We start from the raw sequence: 24,206 nt of genomic DNA, 5'->3' as shown, positions 1-24,206 counted from the left end.
GTGACCGTTGTGGTGGTCACCGATTCGGCGGCCGGCCTGTCCGCCGACGTCGTCGCCGAGCTCGGTATCGAAGTGGTGCCGTTGCACATCCTCGTCGGAAAGCGGGAGATCCGGGAAGGGATCGATCCCGTCGAGATCGACTACACCGCGGACTCCGTCACCACCTCCGCCGCCTCGCCCGGTGAGCTGCGCGAAGCCTACGAGCGGGCGCTCACCCACAGCGGCGGCGACGGTGTGGTGGCGGTGCACCTGTCGCGCCGGTTGTCGGCGACCTGGGAGTCGGGCCGCCAGGCGGTCCGCGACATGGGCGCCGAAGACCGTGTGCGCCTGGTCGATTCGCTGGGCGCCGGACTGGCGACCGGGCTGCCCGTCCTCGCCGCCGCGCGTCGTGCGCGGGCCGGGGACGCGCTGGACGCGGTCTACGACCGCGCGGTGGCGGCCGCGACCCGCGCCCGCACGTTCATCCTGGTCAACCGCACCGAACAGCTTCGTAAAGGCGGCAGGCTGAGCAGCGCCGCGGCGTTCTTCGGCAGTGAACTGGTGACCAAACCACTGCTGCAGCTGGTCGAAGGCAAGCTGGAGCTGCGCGAGAAGGTGCGCACCAGGTCGCGGGCCTACGCCAAGCTCGTTGCCGCCGTGGTCGAGGCGGCCGGCGGGGACGGCGCCGCGCTGGGCATCCAGCACCTGGGCGCGCCCGAGGCCGCCGAGAACATCGCGGCGCAATTGCGCGAACAGGCGCCGGACATGACCGAACTCCATGTCGCCGAGTTCGGTCCGACGCTGGGTGTGCACCTGGGTGTCGGCGCGCTCGGCGTGGTGGTGCTGCCCGGCGGCTGTTCCTGAACGGACCGGACCGGCCACGTGGTGCGGCCGTGCGCGCCGCCGGGGATCTACGATGCCCCGGTGACCGCATTCGACGACTTCGACTACCTCGACACCGCGAACCTGCCGCCGCGCAGGCAGCACATCCTCGCCGTGATCAGGGATTCGGTGCTCGCGCACGGCTATCCGCCCAGCGCCAGGGAGATCGCTGACGCGGTGGGCCTGCGGTCCACCTCCACGGTCTCCAAGCATCTGAAAGCGTTGGAGGAGGACGGTTTCCTGCGCCGCAGCGCGGCGATGACCCGCCCCATCGACGTCCGCCTGTTCCTGCGCACCGGCCCCGGCGCCACCACCGACGCCGCGGTGAACGTGCCGGTCGTCGGTGACATCGCCGCGGGCACCCCGATCCTCGCCGAACAGCACACTGACGACGTCCTCACCCTGCCGCGCGAACTCGTCGGCCGCGGCGAGGTTTTCGGCCTGCGCGTGCGCGGCGACTCGATGATCGACGCCGCCATCTGCGACGGCGACCTGGTCGTGGTCCGTCGCCAGCAGGAGGCGAACTCCGGCGACATCGTCGCGGCGATGATCGGCGAGGAAGCCACCGTGAAGGTCTTCCGCCGCCGCAACGGCCACATCCACCTCGAACCCCGCAACCCCGCCTACGCCACCATCGACGGCGACGAAGCAGTCATCCTCGGCCGCGTCGTCTCGGTCATGCGCAGCCTCTGACCACACCGGCGCTACCCCACCCCGAACCAGTCCAGCGACTGCCCGTGCGGGGCGGCGTAGGCCAGCGCCACCTCGTCGAGTGCCGACACCAATCGTGCGGACGGCCAATCTCGTTCGGGCAGTGTGCCGGCCAGCCAGGGCAGAACACCGGTGCCTTCCTGGGAGATCCAGTGACACGGCAGTCCCCGCACTGTCGCCCGGAACTCCGCTCTGGCCGACGGCGGCAGATAGGTGAGGACGGCGCTGTGGAAGACCACCACCGTGCTGTCGCGGGGTGCGGCGCGCACCAGCTCGCTGATCTTGTCGTTCAGGTCGCCGGCGACCAGGGTCGGTGGGTCCGCTGCCGCGATCGCGCAGGCGGCACGTAGGCGTGCCTGCCGTTCGTCCTGGCCCGGCCAGATCAGGGCTGAGAGCCAGTCGCGGTCGGCACTGTCGGAGGCGTCGAGTGGATTCAGGTCCAACCCGGCGCGATGCACTACCTGCGGCAGCCTGCTGGGGATCGGTACCGCGCCGGTTGTCGCGCAGGTCAGCACCACCTGGGACGGGCCGTCGACGGGATCCAGCGCGATGTCGCCGTACCGATAGCTGAATCGGTCCGGGTAGAGACACAACCCTGCCGATGCGCCGGCTTCGATGAGGGACAGCGGTCCTGGTAGCGAGGCGAGGACCGGCAGCAGCGTCGCCGCCCGGCCTGCCTCGTTCGTCTGTGTCCGGCGGGCCATTGCTGTCGCCGCGATCGCCGCCCAACCGACGGCGACCTGCTCGCGGAACTCCGTGTACGGCACTGCGTTCGCGCCGTGTATCCGTGCGGCGGCCAGGATCAGGTTGGGTTGCTGCTTGTCCGAGGGTAATTGGGCGATCAGGGCCAAGATGTCGGGGTCGGCGGCGATGTCCAGGGCTCGCCGATGGTAGAGCGGGGAATTGCCGCGTGCTTCGCGGAGCGCGAACTCGCGGAATCGTTGTGCCAGGTGCATACCGTCCTGCGTACTGCGGATTCGTCATGCGCGCACCGTATCCATTCACGCCGTGCCGAACGGGTGCGTGAAGGCCGGGAAATGCCGAGTTGTCCACAGGCTCGGAGTTATCCACAGGTTGATTGAAATGCCAGGTCGCCGCCGCGGTTGTCGGTGGCGGACGGCATAGCGTCGGCGCCATGTCACGACACGAAGAGCACGAGCGGGTACGGCAGCGGCTGGGCGGGATGGCGGTTCGCGACGGGGTGCGGGTCGGTGGGCCGCCCGGTCGGGAAACCGGAAACGGCGCCGGTGCGCGCGACGGGCACTGGGACGACGATGAACTCACACACGAACGGGCAGGGGAGGTGCGGCTGCCGAGCTGGCTCGACGACGGGGAATCCCGCAAGCGGAATCGATTCGTGCCGGAGCGGTTTCGTGAGGCCCGGCTCGACCCCGGCCGCCGGGGTGCGATGGCGCTGGGCGTCGTCGGGATCCTCGCGGTGATGGTGACCGGTGTGCTGGTGCTGCGCGATCAGCCGATCGCGCAATCGGTTCCGCCGGTCCCGGTGGTGCGCGCCGAAGCCGCCGCCGCGCAACCCGAGACGGTGGCGGCGCTCGCCGCCGTGGCGGGTGCCGGGCCCGCCACGAGTTCCGAAGTGGTGGTCAGTGTCGTCGGGTTGGTCCGGCACGCGGGCCTGCATCACCTGCCCAGCGGATCCCGGGTCGCCGACGCGATCGAGATGGCGGGCGGCACCCGAGAGGGCGCCGACCTCGCCGGCCTCAACCTCGCCCAGCGCCTCGCCGACGGCGACCAGGTCGTCGTCGGCGCCGCCACACCACAGTCGGATCCACGCCTCGGCAGCGCCATGATCAGCTCCGGCGCTCCCGCCGCCACGTCGGCGGGTGGCACCAGCGCTACCCCGAGCACCCCCGGCAAGTCCCGCGTCGACCTGAACACCGCCACGGAATCCGACCTCGACGCCCTCCCCGGCGTCGGCCCGGTCACCGCCAAGGCAATCCTCGCCTGGCGCACCACCAACGGTCGCTTCACCGATGTCGCCCAACTGGGCGAAGTAGACGGCATCGGCCCCGCTCGTCTGGCCCGCCTCCGAGACCTGGTGACGACATGACCGCCCACCCCCGCACCGTCCTACGCACCGAAACCCTGTGCCGCGCAGGGGCACCAGCGCACGACGATTCCCCGTCGAAGCAATCCGCCGGCAGCGGTGATGGTGCCCGGAGCTGCCAGTCGTCCGGTTCCGCCGATGTCCAGCCGGACAACAGCACATACCCCGGCCTTCGCCGAACCGAAGGGAGTGACGGTGGTTGTTCACTTTCTGCTGTGGAGAGCCGGGGCGGTGGCGTGGCTGTGGATTGTGTTGAGGGGTGGCCGTGGCGATCCGGTCGGTCCGCCGGATTCGCGGGGACGGGTGTGGGCGGGCTCGGGTGGTCGTGGCCGGTCGGTGCGGTGCTGGGATGAGCGGTCCGGCTGGGATGAGCAGTCCGGCTGGGCTGGGTGGTCCGGCTGGGCTGGGTGGTCCGGCTGGGCTGGGGTGGGGTGAAAGCGGGTGCAGGAGAGTGCGATCGGAGGATCGGGATGAGGTCGCCGGGCCGGGTTGTGCGGTGAGTGGATGAAGGTGGGGGTGGAGGTCGACGCGAGGGCCGATGAAGGGGAGCGGCAGGTTCTGGATATGCGGCTGGTGCCTGCCGCGGTGGGGTGCTGGGTGGTGACGATCGTCGCGATCGGCGGCGGCTGGTTGGTGGGGGCGGTGGTCGCGGTGGTCGCCGTGGGGGTGGCGATCGGGCTGTGGGTGGTGTTGCTGTGGGCGATGGCGCATCGGCGGGAGCGGTGGCGGGTGGTGGCGGTGGCCGGGCTGGCGACGATGGTGCTGACCGCGGGGTTCGGGGCGGCGGGGGCATGGCGGGAGCATCAGGTGCAGGCGCATCCGTTGCGGGACATGTTCGGGCGCTCGGTGAGTGTGGTGGCGGTGGTCACCGATGACGCGAAGCCGATGCGCGGGGGCGGGTTCGGTGGACAGCGGCGGTGGATCGTGCACGCCGAGCTGCGGGAGTTCGGTGGGAGTGCGGGATCGACACGGGCCGGTGGCGCGGTGGTGGTGCTGGCCGGCGGTACCGCATGGGCCGAGCTGTCACCGGGGCAGACGGTGCGGTTCCGGGCACAGGTGAGCCAACCGAATCGGGCCGATCTGACCGTTGCCGCACTGAACGCCTCGGCGCCACCGGAGCGGCTCGGCGAACCACCGTGGTGGCAGCGGATGGCCGCGGGGGTGCGGGCGGATCTGGTGGCGGCGTCGGCGCGGGCGCTGCCACCGGACGCCGCCGGGCTGTTGCCCGCGCTCGTCGTCGGTGACACTGTGGCGCTTCCCGATCACGTGCGGGATGCGTTCGAAATCGCAGGCCTGCAACACCTATGCGTGGTCAGTGGCGCGAACTTCACGATTCTGCTGACCGCTCTGCTGGCGCTCACTCGACTGCTCACGGCGGGTCCACGGATCAGCGCCGCGGCGGCGGCAGGTGTGCTCGTCGTGTTCGTGGTGCTCGCGCGTCCGGATCCGAGCGTCCTGCGGGCGGCGGCCATGGGGTCGGTGACCGTGCTCGCGTTGCTCACCGGGCGGCGTAAGCAAGCGCTGCCCGCACTGGGCGGCGCCGTGATCGGATTGCTCGCGATTGCACCACAATTGGCGATGAGCGCGGGATTCGCGCTGTCCGTGCTGGCCACCGCCGGGCTGATCCTGCTCGCGCCGAGCTGGGCCGACTGGTTGCGGGCACGGGGCTGGTGGCGGGCGCCGGCGGAGATCGTGGCGGTGTCGGCGGGCGCCTTCGTCGTCACCCTGCCGCTGATGGTGGCGCTGTCCGGACGGGTGAGTCTGGTGGCGATCGTCGCGAATGCCCTGGTGGCGCCGGTCGTCGGGTTGATCACGGTGATCGGGGCGGTGGGCGCGGGCGTGGCGTGTGGGTGGGGTGATGCGGCGGTCTGGGTGCTGTGGTGTGCGCGGCCGCCACTGTGGTGGTTGCTCGAAGTCGCCGATCGCGCGGCCGCGGTGCCCGGGGCGACGGTATCGGTGCGGTCCGGTGTCATCGGGGGAGTGGTGACGGCGGTGATCGTCGTCGTGCTGGTGGCGGCGCTGCGGTGGTCGCGGGCGCGTCGGCTCCTCGCCGTCGTCGTCCTCGGTATCGCGATAGTCCTCGTCCCGGTGCGCCTGTGGAATCCCGGCTGGCCGCCCGCCGGGTGGGTTCTGGCCATGTGCGATGTGGGCCAGGGCGACGGGCTCGCCCTGGCGGTCGGTCCCGGCGCCGCCGTGGTCATCGACACCGGCCCCGACCCGCGGCTCATGCGGCGCTGTCTCGACCGCCTGCACATCACCCGCGTCCCGCTGCTCGTCCTCACCCACCCGCACGCCGACCACATCGACGGTCTGCCGGGCGCGGTCCGCGGCCGCACGGTCGACGCCATCGCCACGGCCCCGGGCGAATTACGCGCCGACCCGACCACCATGGACGCGCAAGTCGCTGGCCCGGCGACAGCACCGGATCGACAGCTCGAAGGAGGGGATTCCGCAGTGGCGAGTGCGAATTCCGACAAGGCGATATCGCGCGAACACTCCGGGCACGGGCACGGGCACGGGCACGGGCACGGGCACGGGCACGGGGAAGGGCACGGGCACGGGGACGGGGCAGGGGACGGGGACACGGATGAGCAGGGCGGGATCAAGGCAGTCGCCGCGATCGCGCACGCCGAGGGCATTCCCACCATGGAGCTGTACGCAGGCCAGGTGATGACCTTCGGGACAGTCGAATTGGCCGTGCTGGCACCGGCAATCCGGCAGCCGACAAGTCTGTCGGTCGACGAGGCCAACGATCGGTCACTGGTGCTGCGGGCACGAACGACGATCGGCAGCATTCTGCTCACCGGCGATATCGAGGCACCCGCCCAGACCCGGATGATGCGGGACCACGACCTCCGCGCCGACATCCTCAAGGTGCCCCATCATGGATCTCGGACCACCACGCCGGAGTTCTTCCGAGCCGTCCATCCCCGGCTCGCACTGGTCAGCGCGGGCGAGGACAACACTTTCGGCCACCCGCACCCGACCGTGACGGCAGCGCTCACCGAACTCGGCGCCACCATCGCCCGAACCGACCGGGACGGCGATGTGGTGGTCTACGGCAGCACCGCGAACCTGCGGATCGTCACCGCTCGCCGGCGCGCTCCGCGACCGCGCGACGGACCCGTTCCTCGATGGCATCGAGCACATCGACCTGCCCGGCCGGAACGCCGATGCGCAGGACCACGTCGGCACCGGCACGGAAATCGAAGGCGAAGAACGAGCAGCAGCCCGACTCGCGCGCCGTGAGATCCCGGGCACCGGCCTCGGCATCGCGCGGCAGGGTCAGCTCGAGCGCGGTCGGTCCGGGCCGGGCGAAGGACAGGACGGAGGTCGCGAACAGCTGATCGAATTCGGCGATGCGCAGCGGAACCTCGCTGCTCGGCAAGGTGCACGAGGACGGCGCCCAGCCGGTGACCAGGAAACGTAGCGCGCAAGCCCGGTCCTTCATGGCCGGGTCAGCGCATCAACTTCGGCCTTCCTGGGGCACGAGGTGGCCGTTGCTGTTGCTCGATGTACTGCCTCACGATCGAGATCGGCGCGCCACCGAGGACGCGGCGAGGTAACTGGGACTCCACAGGTGTCCGTCCATGCTGTGCTGGTTCACCCAGTACCGGTACTCGTCACGAAGGCGGCGAGCCGACACCCCCTTGAGGCTGTTCACCAGCCTCGATACCGCGACCTTGGGCGGGTACTCGACGAGCAGGTGCACATGGTCGGTTTCGCCGTTGAATTCGACCAGGGTCGCTTCGAAGTCGGTGCACACCTCGCGCATCACCCGCTCGCAGGTGGTGAGCATGTCGTCGGTGAGTACAGTCGATCTTGTGCAGCTCCGGTACAACTACCGCGTGTATCCGACGTCGAGCCAACAGGATTCGTTGGCTCGGGTGTTCGGTTGCGCACGGGTGGTGTACAACGACGCATTACGCGCCCGGCGGGATGCGTACGCCGCGGGGCTGCCGTACATCAAGGATTCGGTGTTGCAGACCAGGGTGATCACCGAGGCCAAGCGGACACCGGAACGGGCGTGGCTGGCCGAAGTGTCGTCGGTGGCATTGGTTCAAGCGTTGGGCGACCTGCACACCGCGTACCGCAACTTCTTCGCCTCGGTCACCGGGAAACGCAAGGGCGGCAGGGTCGCGGCTCCGAGATTCCGGTCGCGCAAGGACAACCGGCAGGCGGTCCGGTTCACCCGCAACGGTTTCTCGCTGCGCCGGAACCGGCGACTGTATGTCGCGAAGGTCGGCGAATTGAAGGTCGCGTGGTCGCGGGAACTGCCGGCCGACCCGTCGTCGGTCACGATCGTCAAGGACGCGGTGGGCCGGTATTTCGCGTCGTTCGTTGTCGAAGTCGCCGCGCAGCCGCTTGCGCCGGTCGACCCCGAGGTCGGTATCGACCTGGGTCTGACCACGTTCGCGGTCCTGTCGAACGGGAAGATGATCACCTCGCCGAGGTTCCTGCGGCAAGCGCAGCGCCGGTTGCGGAAGGCGCAGCAGTCGTTGTCGCGCAAGGAGAAAGGTTCGAAGAATCGGGTCAAGGCGCGGCTGCGGGTCGCGAAGGCTCATGCGAGGGTGGCCGATACGCGCCGGGATTGGGCGCACAAACAGTCCACGACGATCATTCGCGACAACCAAGCGGTGTATGTCGAGGACTTGTGTGTGAAGGGTTTGGCGCGGACCCGGTTGGCGAAGTCGGTGCACGACGCGGGGTGGGGCATGTTCATCTCCATGTTGGAGGACAAAGCTGCCCGGTACGGGCGTACCTTCGGCCGGGTGGATCGCTGGTTCCCGTCCACCCGCTTGTGCTCGGTGTGCGGAGTCGTGGGGGAGGGTAAGCCGTTGCATGTGCGGGAATGGACGTGTGGGTGCGGTGTGGTCCACGACCGGGATCGCAACGCCGCGATCAATATCCTCGCCGCCGGGCAGGCGGAGAGGCTAAACGCCTGCGGAGGGACGGTAAGTCCGGCCGCCTAGCGGAAGGTACGTCCCTGTGAAACAGGAACCCACCGGAGGACCGCGAGGTTCAGGAGGAATCCCGGCCCTTCAGGGCCGGGAGGATGTCAAGGGAAGGTCGATGGCCATAACCAAGGGTAGGCGCGCGAACCACGGCACGCGGTCGGACCAGTTGTCGGAGCCGCTACGTAGGATCGGCTCGTGAGCGAACGCCCTGCCGCGGTACATCTGGTTCTCGGTGACGAGGAGCTGCTGGTCGAACGCGCGGTAGCGCAGGTGACCGCGGCCGTCCGGGCGAACGCGCCCGATCCGGAGTCGGTTCCGGTCGACCGGTTGCGCGCCGGTGACGCGAGCACCGCCGAACTCGCCGAACTGCTCAGCCCCTCGCTGTTCGCCGAGGACCGGGTGATCGTGCTCGAGTCCGCGGCCGAGGCGGGCAAGGACGCCGTGGCGGTGATCACCGAGGCCGCCGTCGACCCGCCCGACGGCGTGGTGCTCATGGTGCTGCACTCCGGTGGCGGCCGAGCCAAGGCGCTGGCGCCTGCCCTGCAGAAGCAGGGCGCTCTCGTGCACGAATGCGCCAAGCTCACCAAGGCCGGTGAGCGGATGGAGTTCGTGCGGGCTGAGTTCCGGGCGGCCGGGGTCAAGGTCCCGGCCGATGCGGTGCAGGTGCTGATCGAGTCCGTCGGCTCGGAACTGCGCGAATTGGCCGCGGCCTGTTCGCAACTGGTGGCCGACACCGGCGGCCGGATCGACGTGCACGCGGTCCGCCGCTACTACTCCGGACGAGCCGAGGTGACCGGATTCGACGTCGCCGAGCTCGCCGTCGCGGGCGATCGGCCCGCCGCGATGGAGGCCCTGCGCTGGGCCACCGACCGTGGCGTTCCGCACGTGCTGCTCGCCGATGCGCTCGCCGATTCGGTGCACACCATCGCCAAGGTCGGTTCGGCGGGCCGCGGCGATCCGTTCAAACTCGCCCAGCAACTCGGCATGCCACCGTGGAAGGTGAAGAAGGCGCAGGCCCAGGCTCGCGGCTGGAACCCCGCGACCATCGGCACCGCGCTCCAGGTCGTCGCCACGCTCAACGCCGACGTCAAGGGCGGCGCCGCCGACGCCACATACGCCGTCGAACACGCGCTCTCCCGCATCCTCGACCTGCGCGCCACGAGCTGAGATCCACCCTGTTCGGGCCGCCGCCTCGGGTCGCTCGGACATGGGTGCCCGGCGACGCGACGGGACCGTCGAAAGTGCGGTCACTCACGAATCTCTTGACCTCAACCATGGTTCAGGAAAGACGATTTCGGCCATGGACACGAACACGACACAGCCCCCGGTTCTCGGCGATCACACCGTGGATCACACCGCCGACATCGCCGCGATCCGCCAGATCATCGCCGACAACCAGACCGCGATGAACACCAACGACGCCGAACTCCTGACCGCCCCGTTCGCCGCGAACGCGACGGTCGGCAATGCGGTGGGCATGTTGATCAGCGGCCGCGACGCCGTGCTCGCGGCGAATCAGCGCGGGCTGGCGGGGTTCCTGAAGGACGAGTACGTCCGCTATGACGTCACCGACATCCTGTTCCTGCGGCCCGACGTCGCCCTCGCGCACAAGACCGCCCGCGCCACCACCCCCGAGGGCGACCTGATCGACACCGAACCGGCCATGGTCGCACTGTATGTGCTGGTCAAGGAGAACGGCCGGTGGTGGACGGCCGCCCGGCAGAACACTCCGGTCCCGGCAGCCTGATCCCGATCGCCACGGCCGTGCCGGCGATCCGCCGCCATCCAATCGGGACGTAATCGCGATCTCCGGTCACTCCTCCCGCTGGCAGAGTCGATCATGACATGGACGAGCCGAGCGCCAGCCGAACCGATGAGCGCGCGAGTGGTCGACGCGCTCGTCGTTCGGCGAGGGAATGGACCAGGGGAATCGTCAAAGGCGTCGCCGCCGGGTTGTCGGCGGCCGTCGTCGCGGTGACCGCCTACGGCTGGTCGACCGCGGGAAACTTCGACGACGGCTTCCTGCGCTCCTACGCACTCGGCGAGGACGCGCCCCATTCGCTCGGCGGCGACCTCAATGTGCTGCTGATCGGCCTGGACACCCGGCGTGATCAGAACGGGGACGAGCTGGCGCCCGAGGTGCTCGAACAGTTGCACGCCGGTGACGGCGACGAGGGCGGCTACAACGCCAATACCCTGATCCTGGTGCACATCCCGGCGGCCTTGGACAAGATCGTCGCGGTGTCCATCCCGCGCGACAACTATGTGCCGGTCAGCGGTATCCCCGGCTACACCCACGTCAAGATCAAAGAGGCGTACGGGTTGAAGAAGGCCGCGGTGCAGGACCAGCTGATCGCCCGCGGGGTCACCGACCGGGGCGAGCTCGAACAGGCGGGGCGGGAAGCGGGCCGGGCCTCGATCGTCGGCGCGGTACGCGAGCTGACCGGGGTGCCGATCGACCGCTTCGCCGAGATCACTCTGGCCGGTTTCTACGATCTGGCCTCGGCCCTCGGCGGAGTGGAGGTGTGCCTCAACGAGCCGGTGCGCGACACCGAGTTCTCCGGGGCCGACTTCCCGGCGGGCAGGCAGCGGCTGGACCCGGCGCAGGCGCTGGCGTTCGTACGGCAACGGCACGGGCTCGACAACGGCGACCTGGACCGCACCCACCGCCAGCAGGCCTTCCTCACCGCGGTCGCCCAGCAGTTGCGCAGCGCGGGCACCCTCACCGATCCGGGCAGGCTCTCGGCGCTGATGGACGTGGCGCACCGCAATATCGTGCTCTCCGACGGCTGGGACATGACCGAGTTCGTCCGCACGCTCGGCGGCGCCGAGGACCCGCAGGTCGAGTTCCGCACCCTGCCGGTGCTGCGCTACGACGTCATCAACGGTCAGGACGTGAACATCGTCGACCGCGCGGCCGTCCGCCGCGAGATCGCCACCGCATTCGGCACGCCCGTCGCCGCGCCGACGACCACCCGGTCACGCCGGGCGACCCCGCCGGCGGCCCTGCCCGCCGAGGCGACCACGGGCGCCTGGCAGACCGGCACGACCACCTCGGTGACCAAGACACCCGACGTGGGCAGACCGGTCCGCAGCGACATCACCTCGGGGAAGATCCCCTGCGTGAACTGAGCCGGATCACTCGCCGACGAGCGCGAGCTCGTCGTCGGAGTCCTCGATGTCCTCGTAGCGGCCCTCCCACTCGTCGTAGAGCGGGACTTCCTCTTCGCGGGTGACGATCCAGGCCGCGGAGTAGCCGCCCTCCTCGTCGGGCACCATCACGTTCTCGATCTTGAGGCCGAACCCCAGGATCTCCGCGGCGCGGATCACCTCGGCCAGGTCGTCGCCTCGTACCACCGTCTGATTCGCGTACACCGTCAACATGCGCGGAATGGTAGCCGACGACAAAAGCCGCCGTGGTCATCGAGGCCACGGCGGCTGCGTCTTGCGAAGTATTGCTGAGCGGGTAGGCCCGCTCCGATCAGATCTTGTTCAGAGCCAGCGCGAGCGCGGACTTCTTGTTGGCCGCCTGGTTGGCGTGGATGACGCCCTTGGAAGCGGCCTTGTCGAGCTTGCGGCTCGCGAACTGCAGCTGCTCGGCAGCCTTTTCCTTGTCACCGCTCGCAGCGGCTTCACGGAAGTTGCGGATCGCGGTGCGCAGCGCGGACTTGACCGACTGGTTGCGCTTGCGCGCCGCCTCGTTGGTACGGATCCGCTTCATCTGGGACTTGATGTTGGCCACGCCTGTATCCTCTGGTTTCCTGTCGCTGGGTGGTATGTCTTGAAAGCTCGTCGGGCGCGCGCCCACGATGCAGCAGATGGTGCTGAACTACGGGTAACACCGCGCCGAAGATCGAGGTTACCAGCTCGGCACCGCCCGGCGAAATCGGCCCTGATCCACGCCGCCGCCCGCACACTCGATTTCACCCGTTTCAGGTGATGCAAGAAATTTACCCGTGTCTCACACGACCCTGCGGCCAGGTGATGCACAGTTTTTCTCATGACCTCCACCACAGCGCCGAGTACTGCTCGATCCGCAACACCGGCGTTGGTGAGATCGAACGGGCACCCGGTCACCGCGCACACCGGCCTGTTCGAGGGCTACCGGCCCGGCCGCTTCGCCGAGGCCTTCGACGAGATGTTCGACGCGGCGGGCCGGGTCCGCGCGCCGTACCGGGGCATCCACGCCGCGATGGCCGCCAACGATGTCGACGACCTGGCCAAGCGGTCCGACGCATTGGACCGGGCCTTCATCGACCAGGGCATCACCTTCTCGCTGTCCGGGCAGGAGCGCCCGTTTCCGCTGGACCTGGTGCCGCGGGTGATCGCGGCCGCGGAGTGGGCCAAGCTCGAGCGCGGCATCAAACAGCGGGTGACCGCGCTCGAGCTGTTCCTGGCCGACATCTACGGCGAGCAGAACATCCTGCGCGACCAGGTGATGCCCAAACGACTGGTCACCTCGTGCGAGCACTTCCACCGTCAGGCGGCCGGGCTGGTGCCGCCGAACGGGGTGCGTATCCACGTCTCCGGCATCGACCTGGTGCGCGACGAGCGCGGCGACTTCCGGGTACTCGAGGACAACCTGCGCTCACCGTCGGGGGTCTCCTATGTGATGGAGAACCGGCGCACCATGGCGCGGGTCTTCCCCGACCTGTTCTCCTCGCACCGGGTGCGCGCGGTCGGCGACTACCCCGGGCACCTGCTGCGCGCGTTGCGGGCCTCGGCCGCACCCAACGAGGCCGACCCGACCGTGGTCGTGCTCACTCCCGGCGTGCACAACTCCGCCTATTTCGAGCACTCGCTGCTGGCCAGGCAGATGGGCGTCGAGCTGGTCGAGGGGCGTGATCTGTTCTGCCGCGACAATGTCGTCTACATGCGCACGACCGCGGGCGAGCGCCAGGTCGACGTGATCTACCGCCGCATCGACGACACCTTCCTCGATCCCATGCACTTCCGCCCCGATTCGGTGCTGGGCGTGGCCGGGCTGCTCAATGCCGCGCGCGCGGGCACTGTGGTGATCTCGAGCGCGGTCGGCAACGGGGTGGGCGACGACAAACTCATCTACACCTATGTGCCGACGATCATCGAGTACTACCTCGGCGAGAAGCCGATCCTGCCCAATGTCGACACCTTCCGCTGCTGGCTCGACGACGAACGCGCCGAGGTGCTCGACCGGGTCGGTGAGCTGGTGGTCAAGCCGGTGGAGGGGTCGGGCGGCTACGGCATCGTGATCGGGCCGGACGCGAGCCCGCGCGAGCTGGAGGCGGTCCGGCGCAAGATCAAGGCCGACCCGCGCGGCTGGATCGCCCAGCCGGTGGTGCAGCTGTCGACGGTGCCGACCAAGATCGGCAACGAGCTGCTGCCCCGCCACGTCGACCTGCGGCCGTTCGCGGTCAACGACGGCGACGACATCTGGGTACTGCCCGGCGGACTCACCCGCGTCGCCCTGCCGGAGGGCTCGCTGGTGGTCAACTCCAGCCAGGGCGGCGGCAGCAAGGACACCTGGGTGCTGGCGGGCCGCTCGGGTCGAGCCGAGCGGGAACTGGCAGGCTCGGAACTGGTGAGCGACCCGCCCCAGGCCGATTCCTTCGAGATCGGCCGCGAGCTCAGCGCGCCGCAGGCCAATCAGCAACAGCAGCAACAACAACAGACGCAGCGGCTGATCGGGGAATAACAGACATGCTTGCCCGTAACGCCGAATCCCTCTACTGGATCGGCCGATACGTCGAGCGCGCCGACGACACCGCGCGCATCCTCGACGTCGCCGTGCACCAGCTGCTCGAAGACGCCACCGTCGACGCCGACCGCACCTCCCGGGTACTGCTGAAGGTGCTCGGCATCGAAGCGCCGGAAGGGCTGCGCCTGGATGTCTGGTCGGTGACCGATCTGGTCGCGTTCAGCCACGACCACGGCGTCTCGATCAGCGACTCCATCGGCAAGGCCCGCGAAAACGCCCGTGGCGCACGCGAAGTCACCTCCAGTGAGATGTGGGAATGCCTCAACGCCACCTACAACGGGCTGCCCGCGGCGGAGCAGGCGGCGCGCGGTCTCGGCCCGCACGAGTTCTTCTCCTTCATCAAGGACCGCGCGGCCATGTTCACCGGGCTCACCGACTCGACGCTGAGCCGCGACGACGGCTACCGCTTCCTGCTGCTCGGCCGCTGCGTCGAACGGGTGGACATGATGGTGCGCCTGCTGCTCTCGCGCGCCGGTGACCGCACCTCCTCACCGGCCTGGGTGACGGTGCTGCGTTCGGCCGGCGCCCACGACACCTATCTGCGCACCCATCGCGGCGCGCTCGACGCCGCCCGGGTCGCCGAGTTCATCCTGATCGACCGGCTCTTCCCACGCTCGGTGTTCCACACCCTGCGGGTGGCCGAGGACTGCCTGACCGAGCTGGACCAGCGGCCGGGCAGCCGGGTCGGCGCGCGGCACGAGGCGCAGCGCGTGCTCGGCCGGGCCCGCAGCGAGCTGGAGTTCCTGCCGCCGGGTGTGCTGCTGGAAGACCTGCAGAACCGGCTGCTGGCCCTGCAGAAATCCTGCCGCGAAGTCAGTGAAGCAGTGTCGCGCCAGTACTTCCACGCCGCCCCGTGGGTGGCCTGGACCGATGTGCGCAGCGGCCAGGATGTCCGGGTACAGGTGGAGGGGGAGCTGTGAGCTGGCGGATCAGGGTGGTGCACACCACCGGCTATGTCTACGACGCGCCGGTGACGCGCTCGTTCAACGAGGCCAGGCTCACGCCGCGGGCCGACAGCAGGCAGAACGTGATCCTCAATCGCGTCGAAACCGTGCCAGCCACCAGGTCGTATCGCTACACCGACTACTGGGGCACCGCGGTCACCGCCTTCGACCTGCACGCCCCGCACACCGAACTCGAGGTGACCGGGTCCTCGGTGGTCGAGACCGAGCCGTTCGCCGAACCCGCCGGGGAACTGACCTGGGAGCAGTTGCGCGGCGGTCGCGTCGTCGACCGGTTCGACGAAATGATCGGTCCCACCGCCTATGTGCCGCGCGACCGCAAGCTGGCCACCGTCGCCAGGCAGCTGTCGCGGGGTGAGCCGCCGGCCAAGGCCGTGGTGCGCGCGGCGGAGTGGGTGCACAAGGAGATGGACTACATCGCGGGCACCACCTCGGTGCACACCTCGGCGCTGGAGGCCTTCGCCGAGCGGCGCGGGGTGTGCCAGGACTACGCCCATCTGACGCTGGTGTTGTTGCGCAGCATGGGGATTCCGAGCCGGTACGTGTCGGGCTATCTGCATCCGAAGGCGGGTGCGGAGATCGGCGAGACGGTGGCCGGGCAGTCGCACGCCTGGATCGAGGCCTGGACCGGGCAGTGGTGGGGGTACGACCCGACCAACAATCTCGCCGTCAACGAGCAGCACGTCTCGGTCGGCGTCGGCCGCGACTACGCCGACGTCCCACCGATGAAAGGGGTGTTCTCCGGCGGCGGCTCGACGGATCTGGAGGTCGTTGTGGAGGTCACCCGGCTCGCGTAATCTCCGAGACGATCGTGCGGAACCCCGCTCGTCGCGGGGTCAATCCTCCTCGAAGGCGGTGGCCGATGTCCGATGTTGTGCCGGATACCAAGAAATGGGCGGCCGAAGGACTCGGCACCTTCGTCCTGGTGATCGGCGGTGTCGGCACCGCGGTGCTGGCCGGTGACCGGGTGGGCGCGCTCGGGGTGGGCCTGGCGTTCGGTCTCACCCTGATGTTTTTGGTGTACGCGCTGGGCCCGATCTCGGGCTGCCACGTGAACCCGGCGGTCACCCTCGGCCAGTTGCTGCTCGGCCGGATCACGCCGAAGAACGCGGGCTTTTACGCACTCGCCCAGGTGGTGGGTGCGCTGCTGGCCGGTCTGGTGCTGTTCGCGATCGCCAACAACCTGCCCGCCTACGACCGCCGCGTCGACGGGCTCGGCGCGAACGGCTGGGGTGCGCACAGTCCCTCGGCGGTGACCGGACCGCTGAGCGAGGTAGTGGTGCAGAACGGGTACGGGCTCGCGGCCACCATCATCATGGAGGTGATGCTCACCGGTGTGCTGGTGTTCGTCGTGCTGGCCTCCACCGATCAGATCTCCGACGCGCCGCTGGCGGGCATGTCGATCGGCGCGGCGTTCGCGATCGTCAACCTCGTGGCCATCCCGGTCGACAACGGGTCGGGCAACCCGGCGCGCAGCATCGGCGTCGCGCCGTTCCAGGACGGGGCGATGGGTCAGCTGTGGGCGTTCATCCTGTTCCCGCTGATCGGCGGGGCGCTGGGTGCGCTGGTGTACGGCCTGATCTTCGGGCGATCCAAGGAGATCGCGGCCTGAACCGCGGACGGGCGCCCCGATCCGCGCTGCTGCGGATCGGGGCGCGCTGCGGTCAGCTCCAGTGGTATTCGGCGACGAGCCGGTGCGCGACCAGGTCGAAGGTCTTGCGTTCGACGATCGCGCCCTCGCGCCGGATGCCGTCCTCGGGCACGTCGAGCACCCGATCCAGGCGCACCCAGCTGGGCCTGCCCTCGTTGTCCCACGGGCCCGAACCGATACCGACCCAGTTGCGGTCGTGCGCGCGGTCGGCCTTGGACGACAGCATCAGCCCGAGCAGGGTCTTGCGGTCGCGCCCGACCACCAGCACCGGGCGGTCCTTACCGTTGGTGGGGTCCTCCTCGTAGGGCACCCAGGTCCAGACGATCTCGCCGGGATCGGCGCGACCGTCCAGCTGGGGGCAGTAGACGATCTGGCGGGCACGGTGCGCGGTGGGCACCGGAGTCGATGCGGTCGGGCGGACAGCCACGGCGGGGGCGGGCTTGCCGCCCAGCGCCTCCGCGAGCTTCTCCAGCAACCGCGGCCCCTGCTTGCGCACGATCTTCGGCCCCTGCTCCTTGGCGATGACGCCGAGCTGCTTGCCGAGTGTGTTCCAACTGCTGGCCATCCCTGAAATATAACGGTGACTCGGCGCTTCGGTGCACCGGTGACAGGGCGGCCGATCCGGCCATGGGACGATGGACCCAGTTCGCCGATACCCCTCGAGGAGTGGAGTGGCTTCCAGTTTTGCCGATACGACGTTCACCGATCCGTCCCGGATCCGGAACTTCTGCATCATCGCGCACATCGACCACGGCAAGTCGACGCTGGCCGATCGGATGCTGCAGCTGACCGGTGTGGTCGAGGAGCGGGCCATGCGCGCGCAGTACCTGGACCGGATGGACATCGAGCGCGAGCGCGGCATCACCATCAAGGCCCAGAACGTGCGCCTGCCGTGGAGTGTCGAGGGCGAGGACTATGTCCTGCACATGATCGACACCCCGGGCCACGTCGACTTCACCTACGAGGTGTCGCGTGCGCTCGAGGCGTGTGAGGGCGCGATCCTGCTGGTCGACGCCGCCCAGGGCATCGAGGCGCAGACGCTGGCGAATCTGTACCTGGCGATGGAACGCGATCTGGTGATCATCCCGGTGCTCAACAAGATCGACCTGCCCGCCGCCGACCCGGACCGCTACGCCGCCGAGATCGCCCACATCGTGGGCTGTGAGCCCGACGAGGTGCTGCGGGTCTCCGGTAAGACCGGCGTCGGTGTCGACGCGCTGCTGAACAAGGTGATCGCCGAGGTGCCGCCGCCGGTCGGAGACGCCGACGCCCCGGCCCGCGCGCTGATCTTCGACTCGGTCTATGACACTTACCGCGGCGTGGTCACCTACGTGCGTGTGGTCGACGGCAAGCTGACCCCGCGCCAGAAGATCAAGATGATGTCCACCGGTGCGCAGCACGAGCTGCTCGAGATCGGCATCGTCTCGCCCGAGCCCAAGCCGACCCAGGGTCTCGGCGTCGGCGAGGTGGGCTACCTGATCACCGGTGTGAAGGACGTGCGCCAGTCCAAGGTCGGTGACACCGTCACCTCCGCGCGCGACGGCGCCACCTCGGCGCTGGCCGGCTACCAGGAACCGCGCCCGATGGTCTACTCGGGCCTGTACCCGGTCGACGGCTCGGACTACCCGGATCTGCGCGACGCGCTGGACAAGCTGCAGCTCAACGACGCGGCGCTGACCTACGTGCCCGAGACCTCGGTGGCGCTCGGCTTCGGTTTCCGCTGCGGCTTCCTCGGTCTGCTGCACATGGAGATCACCCGCGAACGGTTGCAGCGCGAGTTCGGCCTGGACCTGATCTCCACCGCGCCCAACGTGATCTACCGGGTCGTCATGGAGGACGGCACCGAGCACATCGTCACCAACCCGTCGTACTGGCCCGAGGGCAAGGTGCGTCAGACCTTCGAGCCGGTGACCAAGTGCACTGTGATCGCGCCGAGCGAGTTCGTCGGCACCATCATGGAGCTGTGCCAGAGCCGCCGCGGCGAGCTGCTGGGCATGGACTACCTGTCGGAGACGCGCGTGGAGATGCGCTACACGCTGCCGATGGCCGAGATCATCTTCGACTTCTTCGACTCGCTCAAGTCGCGCACCCGCGGTTACGCCTCGCTCGATTACGAGGAGGCGGGCGAGCAGTCCTCGGCGCTGGTGAAGGTCGACATCCTGCTCCAGGGCGAGGCTGTCGACGCGTTCAGTGCCATCGTGCACAAGGACGCCGCCCAGGCCTACGGCAACAAGATGACCACCAAGCTGCGCGAACTCATCCCGCGTCAGCAGTTCGAGGTGCCCATCCAGGCCGCGATCGGGTCGAAGATCATCGCGCGCGAGAACATCAGGGCGATCCGCAAGGACGTGCTCGCCAAGTGCTACGGCGGTGACATCAGCCGTAAGCGCAAGCTGCTCGAGAAGCAGAAGGAAGGTAAGAAGCGCATGAAGACCATCGGCCGGGTCGATGTGCCGCAGGAGGCCTTCGTGGCCGCGCTGTCCTCGGACGCGGCCTCGGACAAGCCGAAGGGCAAGTAGCTCAGTCCGGTTCGGCGGTGACGCGCACCAGCAGGCGCGTCCCGCCGAGCGGGCTTTCGGCGAGTTCGGCGGTGCCGCCGTGCAATTCGGCCTGCTGCCGGACCAGGGCAAGACCCAGGCCCGAACCGGGGGAGCCCGGGCGTTTGGCGAAGCGGTCGAAGGCGGTGGGGGACAGGTGTTCCGGTATGCCCGCGCCGTTGTCGTCGATGGTGATCTCGATGCCGTCGGCGCCGGTGCTCGCCGCCACGGCGATCTCGGTGGCGTCCCCGTGCGCGACCGCGTTGGCGACCGCATTGGTGACGATCAGCAGGATGCCGCCGGGCAGGCCGGTCATCGGGACCGGATCGCAGGCGGTCAGGGTGATGTCGACGCCGGGGTGCGAGCGCCGGGCGTTCTGGACGGCGCGATCGAGGGTTTCGCACAGTTCGAACGGTTCGAACGCGCCGGAGTCGGTCAGTTCGCCGACGGCGAGACGTTCGAGATCGGTGAGTGTGCGCTCGATCTGGTGTTCGGCGGCCAGCACGTCGGCGAGGACGGCACCGCGCTGGCCGGCGGGGAGGTCGTCACCGGCGAGGACTTGCAGGTCGGTGCGCATGGCAGTGAGCGGGGTGCGCAGTTCGTGTGCGCAGACCGCGGCGAAATCACGGGCGCCCGCCAGTGCCTGTCTGGTCTCGCCGTGCGCGGTCTCGAGTCGTGCGAGCATGCGGGTGATCGCGTCGGAGAGTTCCTCGGCCTCCCTGACACCGCGACCTGACAGCGGTGGGAGCTCGTCGAGGGTGTCGATCTCGTGGGTGGCGGTCGCCAGCCTGCGCAACGGGCGCGCGGCGAAACCGGCCAGCACCCAACCCAATCCGGCGGCCGCGAGTACGCCCGCGACGCCGATGCCGAGGCCGATCAGCTGGCTGCGGGTGATGGCGGCATCGACGATCTCACGATCGGCGTCGAGCCGCACCACCAAACCCGGCGCGCCCTGCACCTCCGCGAGTGTGGTGTCGATCGTTCGGCTGGGTTCCAGCAGCGCTGGTTCGCCCGGCATCAGGGCATCGGGGAGGGGGCTCGCAGGCGCCGGAAGCGGCAGCGCGGGAACACTGTCGGGCTGATCGAACATCTGCACATGCATGGTGGACACGGTCTGATCGAGCTGTCGCGTACCGGTCACTGTCAGCAGGGCCGCGTAGGTGAAGCCGAGGGTGATCGCCACCAGGGCGGCCACCACCGCCGAGACGAGCGCGACCCGGGTGCGCAGCGACCACGAACCGGTACTCACGGCTGATCCCGCAGCACGAATCCGACCCCGCGCACGGTGTGCACGACCCGCGCGATACCGTTCGCCTCCAGCTTGCGCCGCAGATACGAGACGAACACGTCCACGACATTGGTGTCGGTGCTGAAGTCGTAGCCCCACACCGTGGACAGGATCTGCTCCCGGCCGAGCACGATGCCGGTGTTGCGGGCCAGCATCGCCAGCAGCTCGAACTCCCGTTTGGTGAGCTCGACCGCTGCGCCGCCCGCATGGACCCGGTACCCGGTGAGGTCGATCACCACCTCGCCCACCTGAACCGTCTCCCCGGCCGGTGCGGCGGTCACCGGCCTGCGCCGCAGCAGCGCCCGCAGCCGGGCGACCAGCTCGCCCAGGTCGAACGGTTTGGTGAGGTAGTCGTCGGCGCCCCGCTCCAGCGCGGCGATCCGGTCGGACACCGCGCTGCGGGCACTGAGCACGCAGATGGGGATGTCGTTGCCCATCGCCCGCAGCGCGGTGACCACGCCGACACCGTCGAGTTCGGGCATGTTGACATCGAGCACCATGGCGTCGGGTGCGGCGGAGCGCACCAGGGTGAGTGCCTGCGCGCCGTCGGCGGCGGTGATGACGTCGAAGCCCGAGAGCTCCAAGCCCCGGCGCAGCGACGCGAGCACCCGGACCTCGTCGTCGACGACCAAGATCTGCTGTCCGGTCATGCACTCACCCTAGTGTGATCCATTGTTGCCGCTGGTCAGCGCGGAATCACCGGCTGCGCGACAGCCGGGCCGCCGGGTGCGGGCAGTGTCACCATCGGCCCGTCGGGGCTGTTCTGTACGCACACCGCGCCCCCTGTCTCCGCCGGTGCGGCCGGCAGCAGCGGCATCGCGGGGATGGACTGCACAGCGCCATCGGGCTGGACGAGGATGGTCTGCGCGTGGGCGCCGTCACCCGGCTGTGCCAGGGTGTACTGCTCGACGGGCATGCCGGGCATCGGCGCGGCGGGGGCGACCGGAATCGGCAGGCCCGGTTCGCCGGGCGCGGCGCAGACGGCCACCATGCTGCCGTCGTCGGCAGTGGTGGCCGGGTCGGCGGTGGCGACACCGGCGGCAGCGGCGGTGAGCAGGGCGGCTCCACCGAACAGGGCGGCGGTGCGGATCCGGCGGCGGGGCGAGGACGGGGTCATTGTCGGTCTCCTGACGTGGGTTTCGCCGATCGGCTCGACCGGCTGAACCGACGCTAAGCAGCCGATCTTCACGCTCCGTTGAGCAATCGTTAGAGTTCTCTCGGGATCCGGATCCCCCTGGTTCCACGGGCTCGCCGAAAGCTGTTGCTCGCCATAGGGTGGTAACCGACCGTTCTGGACGAAATGACAGTGCGGTCTTCCGGAAATAGTGTTGGATGATTCTCACTTCGCCTCGATCGGGTGGGGAGTAACAGCGATGCGAATGTTGGAGCTTTGATGACGCGTGATCTGCCTACGGATGACGGTGCCGCGCGCGCAGAGGGCCCGGACACCGCGTACCGGGTCGCCAACGGTGTGGCCAGGGTCGCCCGGGCCGGCGCCTATGTGACCGGTGGCGCGCTGGTCGCGGCCAACGGCACCACCCCCGAACACGGGACGAGCAACGACGCCAGCCGCTACGCGGGCTGGTCCTCGCATGTTCCCGCCGATCCGGACCCGGATGTGCCGAGCCCGATCGTCACCTTCCCCGACCTCGAATACGACCCCACGCCCGCGCCGGTGACCCCGCACACGCCCTTCGGCGGGCTGCCGCCGATGGACGGCGACGTCGCGATGGTCGCGCGCGCGAGCGAACGCGGCGAATCCGACTGGCACCCACAGATTCCCGGTTCCGACGGGGAGACCTCGAACGGCATCGGTATCCCGTCCTACGCGCACACCCCGACCATCCCGGGCTACGGTGCCGGCGCCGGTGACGGCCTCGACAACGGCATCGGCCTGCCCGGCCTCGACCCGGGCGCAGGCCTGCCCGGACACGGCATCGGCATCCCGGGTTTCGACGGCCTGCCCGGCAACGGCGTCGGCATCCCCGGTTTCGACGGCATCGGTCTGCCCGGTCTGCCGGATGCGACCAATCCGGTGGCCGGTGGCGGTACCGGCGCCGGCGGCTCCGACGGGCTCTTCGACGGCATCGGTGACCTGGGCGGCCTGTTCGACGGCTACGGCGCGATGGTCACCTCCGACTGGCAGGTCGACATGCACGCCGGGCTCGACGGTGTGTGGTTCACCTCGCAGATGAAGCTCGACGTGCAGGTCGGCAAGGTCGGTGACCAGCTCGACGACTACGGCCAGTACCTGGGCAGCGGGATGAAGGTCCCCGGCGCCGACACCGCGAGTTCCGGGCAGAACGGCACCGGGCTGCCCGGATCGTCGTCCTCGGGCCCCAGCCTGCCCGGGTCGTCGCCGTCCGGTGTCGGGCTGCCCGGTTCGTCCACGGCGCCCGCGCCCGCCGCCGGGCCTGCTCCGATCGCACCCGCCGGGCCTGCCCCGATCGCGCCCGCCGCCCCGGCGCCAGCGCCTGTCGCGGCGACCCCGTTCGCGCCGGCACCAGCCCCTGCTCCTGCCCCGATCGCCCCCGCGCCGGTCGCCCCGGCCGCGCCAGCCCCCGTCGTGGTGAGCCCGGTGGTGAACACGCCGCTGCAGACGACCATCCAGCCCGATGTCGCCTCCACCCCGATCGCCAATGTGCTCGGCGGTACCGGCGGTGCGCCGCTGACCGCGCCCGCCGCGGCCGTGCCCGCGCTGTTCGCCCCCGTGACGCCGACCCAGCCGGTGGTCGTGCCCGACCTCTCCGGCGGTACCGACACCACGCCGTCGACCGCGCCGGTCACCACGAACTCGCCGTTCCCGACCATCGATCTGCCGACCACACCGTCGACGGTGCCGCTCCCGACGCCGACGGCGACCATGCCGGAGATCACCAAGGTGCCGATCACCACGGCGCCGACCGCCCCGACCGCACCGACGGGGCCGTCCGCCACCGTCGAGCCGACCCTGCCGGACGACGACACCGTCACCACGCCGGGCACCACCGGCGAGGTCAGCACGCCGTCGACCGCGCCGAGCACACCGTCGGTGGACGTACCCACCGCGACCCAGCCGCAGCCCACCCAGCCGCAGCCGACACCGTCGCAGCCGACGGCCGAGGTGCCGACCCAGCAGCCCACCCTGCAGCCCGTGCCCACCAAGCAGCCGACCGCCGACATCGATCCGCCGGCGATCGTCACCCCGCCCGCGGTGACCGTGCAGCCGACCCCGGCCGCCCCGATCAAACCCCCGGTCGTCGACGCCAAGCCGATCGCCGCCGACTTCGACCAGCACGGCGGCAGCTACCATGGCATCTCGGCCGGACTGTTCGATTCGGGTTCGGTCGGGATCGATCCCACGGCCGCGGTTTTGCCCGCCGCCCATCATCATGGTTACGACTACGCCACGTGGGTATGACTCCGTCATCTGAAATGACGTCGTCTCGCCTCGGTG

At 69.6% G+C, this 24,206-nt stretch carries 21 protein-coding genes and 2 pseudogenes; 14 read left to right on the top strand and 9 right to left on the bottom strand.

What is annotated here, in order from left to right:
- On the top strand, positions 1–843 hold the full coding sequence (locus tag ACFXK0_RS23230; RefSeq protein WP_379412781.1) for a DegV family protein: 843 nt from the start codon (positions 1–3) through the stop codon (positions 841–843).
- Between the two features lie 60 nt (positions 844–903).
- On the top strand, positions 904–1,554 hold the full coding sequence (gene lexA, locus ACFXK0_RS23225; RefSeq protein ID WP_379412780.1) for a transcriptional repressor LexA: 651 nt from the start codon (positions 904–906) through the stop codon (positions 1,552–1,554).
- A gap of 11 nt (positions 1,555–1,565) precedes the next feature.
- Here the strand turns inward: lexA and ACFXK0_RS23220 are convergent, their stop codons facing one another.
- On the bottom strand, positions 1,566–2,528 hold the full coding sequence (locus ACFXK0_RS23220) for a DUF2332 domain-containing protein (protein ID WP_379412778.1): 963 nt from the start codon (positions 2,526–2,528) through the stop codon (positions 1,566–1,568).
- Positions 2,529–2,707: 179 nt separating this feature from the next.
- Between ACFXK0_RS23220 and ACFXK0_RS23215 the strand changes: the two genes are divergently transcribed.
- A complete protein-coding gene (locus ACFXK0_RS23215; RefSeq protein WP_379412776.1) occupies positions 2,708–3,640 on the top strand; it encodes a helix-hairpin-helix domain-containing protein in 933 nt (310 codons plus the stop codon).
- Positions 3,641–4,141: 501 nt separating this feature from the next.
- A pseudogene (locus ACFXK0_RS23210) lies at positions 4,142–6,175 on the top strand (ComEC/Rec2 family competence protein); the annotation flags it as partial.
- A gap of 547 nt (positions 6,176–6,722) precedes the next feature.
- Here ACFXK0_RS23210 and ACFXK0_RS23205 read toward each other — a convergent pair.
- Positions 6,723–7,088 carry a hypothetical protein gene (locus tag ACFXK0_RS23205; protein ID WP_379412775.1) on the bottom strand — a complete coding sequence of 122 codons (366 nt, stop codon included), beginning with the start codon at positions 7,086–7,088 and terminating at the stop codon, positions 6,723–6,725.
- A 7-nt stretch (positions 7,089–7,095) separates the two neighbouring features.
- Positions 7,096–7,448 (bottom strand): annotated as a pseudogene (gene tnpA / locus ACFXK0_RS23200) (IS200/IS605 family transposase); the annotation flags it as partial.
- Here tnpA and ACFXK0_RS23195 point away from each other — a divergent pair.
- The 4 genes from ACFXK0_RS23195 (at position 7,444) to ACFXK0_RS23180 (ending at position 11,727) form a co-directional block, all read left to right on the top strand.
- The gene (locus tag ACFXK0_RS23195) at positions 7,444–8,610 is read left to right on the top strand and encodes an RNA-guided endonuclease InsQ/TnpB family protein (RefSeq protein ID WP_379412773.1); all 1,167 of its coding nucleotides are present in this window, start codon (positions 7,444–7,446) and stop codon (positions 8,608–8,610) included. The pseudogene tnpA and the gene ACFXK0_RS23195 sit on opposite strands and share 5 nt — an antisense overlap.
- A gap of 180 nt (positions 8,611–8,790) precedes the next feature.
- On the top strand, positions 8,791–9,762 hold the full coding sequence (gene holA / locus ACFXK0_RS23190; protein ID WP_379412772.1) for a DNA polymerase III subunit delta: 972 nt from the start codon (positions 8,791–8,793) through the stop codon (positions 9,760–9,762).
- A gap of 133 nt (positions 9,763–9,895) precedes the next feature.
- The gene (locus ACFXK0_RS23185) at positions 9,896–10,342 is read left to right on the top strand and encodes an SgcJ/EcaC family oxidoreductase (RefSeq protein WP_379412770.1); all 447 of its coding nucleotides are present in this window, start codon (positions 9,896–9,898) and stop codon (positions 10,340–10,342) included.
- 98 nt (positions 10,343–10,440) lie between these two features.
- Positions 10,441–11,727, top strand: a complete 1,287-nt coding sequence (locus ACFXK0_RS23180) for an LCP family protein (RefSeq protein WP_379412769.1) — start codon at positions 10,441–10,443, stop codon at positions 11,725–11,727.
- A gap of 6 nt (positions 11,728–11,733) precedes the next feature.
- Here ACFXK0_RS23180 and ACFXK0_RS23175 read toward each other — a convergent pair whose 3' ends face one another.
- Both ACFXK0_RS23175 and rpsT read right to left on the bottom strand, forming a co-directional pair.
- Positions 11,734–11,979 (bottom strand): hypothetical protein, encoded by a 246-nt coding sequence (locus tag ACFXK0_RS23175; protein WP_379412768.1) that lies wholly within the window; start codon positions 11,977–11,979, stop codon positions 11,734–11,736.
- A gap of 97 nt (positions 11,980–12,076) precedes the next feature.
- Positions 12,077–12,337, bottom strand: coding sequence for a 30S ribosomal protein S20 (rpsT, locus tag ACFXK0_RS23170; protein WP_019045815.1), 261 nt, complete (start codon positions 12,335–12,337; stop codon positions 12,077–12,079).
- A 396-nt stretch (positions 12,338–12,733) separates the two neighbouring features.
- On the opposite strand from rpsT, the gene ACFXK0_RS23165 reads away from it, so the two are divergent.
- From ACFXK0_RS23165 to ACFXK0_RS23150, 4 genes are all read left to right on the top strand, one after another.
- Positions 12,734–14,269 (top strand): circularly permuted type 2 ATP-grasp protein, encoded by a 1,536-nt coding sequence (locus ACFXK0_RS23165; protein WP_379412824.1) that lies wholly within the window; start codon positions 12,734–12,736, stop codon positions 14,267–14,269.
- 5 nt (positions 14,270–14,274) lie between these two features.
- Entirely contained in the window at positions 14,275–15,252 is a 978-nt protein-coding gene (locus ACFXK0_RS23160) for an alpha-E domain-containing protein (RefSeq protein WP_379412767.1), read from the top strand.
- Positions 15,249–16,091 (top strand): transglutaminase domain-containing protein, encoded by an 843-nt coding sequence (locus tag ACFXK0_RS23155; protein WP_379412765.1) that lies wholly within the window; start codon positions 15,249–15,251, stop codon positions 16,089–16,091. The genes ACFXK0_RS23160 and ACFXK0_RS23155 overlap by 4 nt, the downstream gene beginning before the upstream one ends.
- 65 nt (positions 16,092–16,156) lie before the next feature.
- Positions 16,157–16,906, top strand: a complete 750-nt coding sequence (locus ACFXK0_RS23150; protein ID WP_379412764.1) for an aquaporin — start codon at positions 16,157–16,159, stop codon at positions 16,904–16,906.
- 52 nt (positions 16,907–16,958) lie between these two features.
- Here ACFXK0_RS23150 and ACFXK0_RS23145 read toward each other — a convergent pair whose 3' ends face one another.
- On the bottom strand, positions 16,959–17,510 hold the full coding sequence (locus ACFXK0_RS23145; protein ID WP_379412762.1) for a type II toxin-antitoxin system PemK/MazF family toxin: 552 nt from the start codon (positions 17,508–17,510) through the stop codon (positions 16,959–16,961).
- 70 nt (positions 17,511–17,580) lie between these two features.
- Between ACFXK0_RS23145 and lepA the strand changes: the two genes are divergently transcribed.
- Entirely contained in the window at positions 17,581–19,464 is a 1,884-nt protein-coding gene (gene lepA, locus ACFXK0_RS23140; RefSeq protein ID WP_379412761.1) for a translation elongation factor 4, read from the top strand.
- Position 19,465: 1 nt separating this feature from the next.
- On the opposite strand, the gene ACFXK0_RS23135 is transcribed toward lepA, so the two are convergent.
- From ACFXK0_RS23135 to ACFXK0_RS23125, 3 genes are read right to left on the bottom strand one after another with little or no spacing between them, the layout of a single operon-like run.
- Positions 19,466–20,731: an ATP-binding protein gene (locus tag ACFXK0_RS23135; protein WP_379412759.1), complete on the bottom strand. Its 1,266-nt coding sequence runs from the start codon at positions 20,729–20,731 to the stop codon at positions 19,466–19,468.
- A complete protein-coding gene (locus tag ACFXK0_RS23130) occupies positions 20,728–21,420 on the bottom strand; it encodes a response regulator transcription factor (protein ID WP_379412758.1) in 693 nt (230 codons plus the stop codon). The genes ACFXK0_RS23135 and ACFXK0_RS23130 overlap by 4 nt, the downstream gene beginning before the upstream one ends.
- 35 nt (positions 21,421–21,455) lie before the next feature.
- Positions 21,456–21,887, bottom strand: coding sequence for a hypothetical protein (locus tag ACFXK0_RS23125; protein WP_379412757.1), 432 nt, complete (start codon positions 21,885–21,887; stop codon positions 21,456–21,458).
- A gap of 276 nt (positions 21,888–22,163) precedes the next feature.
- On the opposite strand from ACFXK0_RS23125, the gene ACFXK0_RS23120 reads away from it, so the two are divergent.
- Entirely contained in the window at positions 22,164–24,170 is a 2,007-nt protein-coding gene (locus ACFXK0_RS23120) for a hypothetical protein (RefSeq protein WP_379412755.1), read from the top strand.
- The last annotated feature ends 36 nt before the right edge of the window (positions 24,171–24,206 follow it).

The sequence above is a fragment of the Nocardia sp. NPDC059177 genome (assembly GCF_042755165.1).
Taxonomy (GTDB): Bacteria; Actinomycetota; Actinomycetes; order Mycobacteriales; family Mycobacteriaceae; genus Nocardia.
This window is presented reverse-complemented; position numbering and strand designations above follow the sequence as displayed.

What these genes read in the sequence shown, in the direction of transcription:
- ACFXK0_RS23220 (WP_379412778.1), bottom strand. Translation starts at nt 2,528, where the DNA reads ATGCACCTGGCACAACGATTCCGCGAGTTCGCGCTCCGCGAAGCACGC.
- ACFXK0_RS23215 (WP_379412776.1), top strand. Translation starts at nt 2,708, where the DNA reads ATGTCACGACACGAAGAGCACGAGCGGGTACGGCAGCGGCTGGGCGGG.
- ACFXK0_RS23205 (WP_379412775.1), bottom strand. Translation starts at nt 7,088, where the DNA reads ATGAAGGACCGGGCTTGCGCGCTACGTTTCCTGGTCACCGGCTGGGCG.
- ACFXK0_RS23185 (WP_379412770.1), top strand. Translation starts at nt 9,896, where the DNA reads ATGGACACGAACACGACACAGCCCCCGGTTCTCGGCGATCACACCGTG.
- ACFXK0_RS23180 (WP_379412769.1), top strand. Translation starts at nt 10,441, where the DNA reads ATGGACGAGCCGAGCGCCAGCCGAACCGATGAGCGCGCGAGTGGTCGA.
- ACFXK0_RS23175 (WP_379412768.1), bottom strand. Translation starts at nt 11,979, where the DNA reads ATGTTGACGGTGTACGCGAATCAGACGGTGGTACGAGGCGACGACCTG.
- ACFXK0_RS23165 (WP_379412824.1), top strand. Translation starts at nt 12,734, where the DNA reads ATGTTCGACGCGGCGGGCCGGGTCCGCGCGCCGTACCGGGGCATCCAC.
- ACFXK0_RS23160 (WP_379412767.1), top strand. Translation starts at nt 14,275, where the DNA reads ATGCTTGCCCGTAACGCCGAATCCCTCTACTGGATCGGCCGATACGTC.
- ACFXK0_RS23150 (WP_379412764.1), top strand. Translation starts at nt 16,157, where the DNA reads ATGTCCGATGTTGTGCCGGATACCAAGAAATGGGCGGCCGAAGGACTC.
- ACFXK0_RS23145 (WP_379412762.1), bottom strand. Translation starts at nt 17,510, where the DNA reads ATGGCCAGCAGTTGGAACACACTCGGCAAGCAGCTCGGCGTCATCGCC.
- lepA (WP_379412761.1), top strand. Translation starts at nt 17,581, where the DNA reads ATGGACCCAGTTCGCCGATACCCCTCGAGGAGTGGAGTGGCTTCCAGT.
- ACFXK0_RS23130 (WP_379412758.1), bottom strand. Translation starts at nt 21,420, where the DNA reads ATGACCGGACAGCAGATCTTGGTCGTCGACGACGAGGTCCGGGTGCTC.
- ACFXK0_RS23125 (WP_379412757.1), bottom strand. Translation starts at nt 21,887, where the DNA reads ATGACCCCGTCCTCGCCCCGCCGCCGGATCCGCACCGCCGCCCTGTTC.
- ACFXK0_RS23120 (WP_379412755.1), top strand. Translation starts at nt 22,164, where the DNA reads ATGACGCGTGATCTGCCTACGGATGACGGTGCCGCGCGCGCAGAGGGC.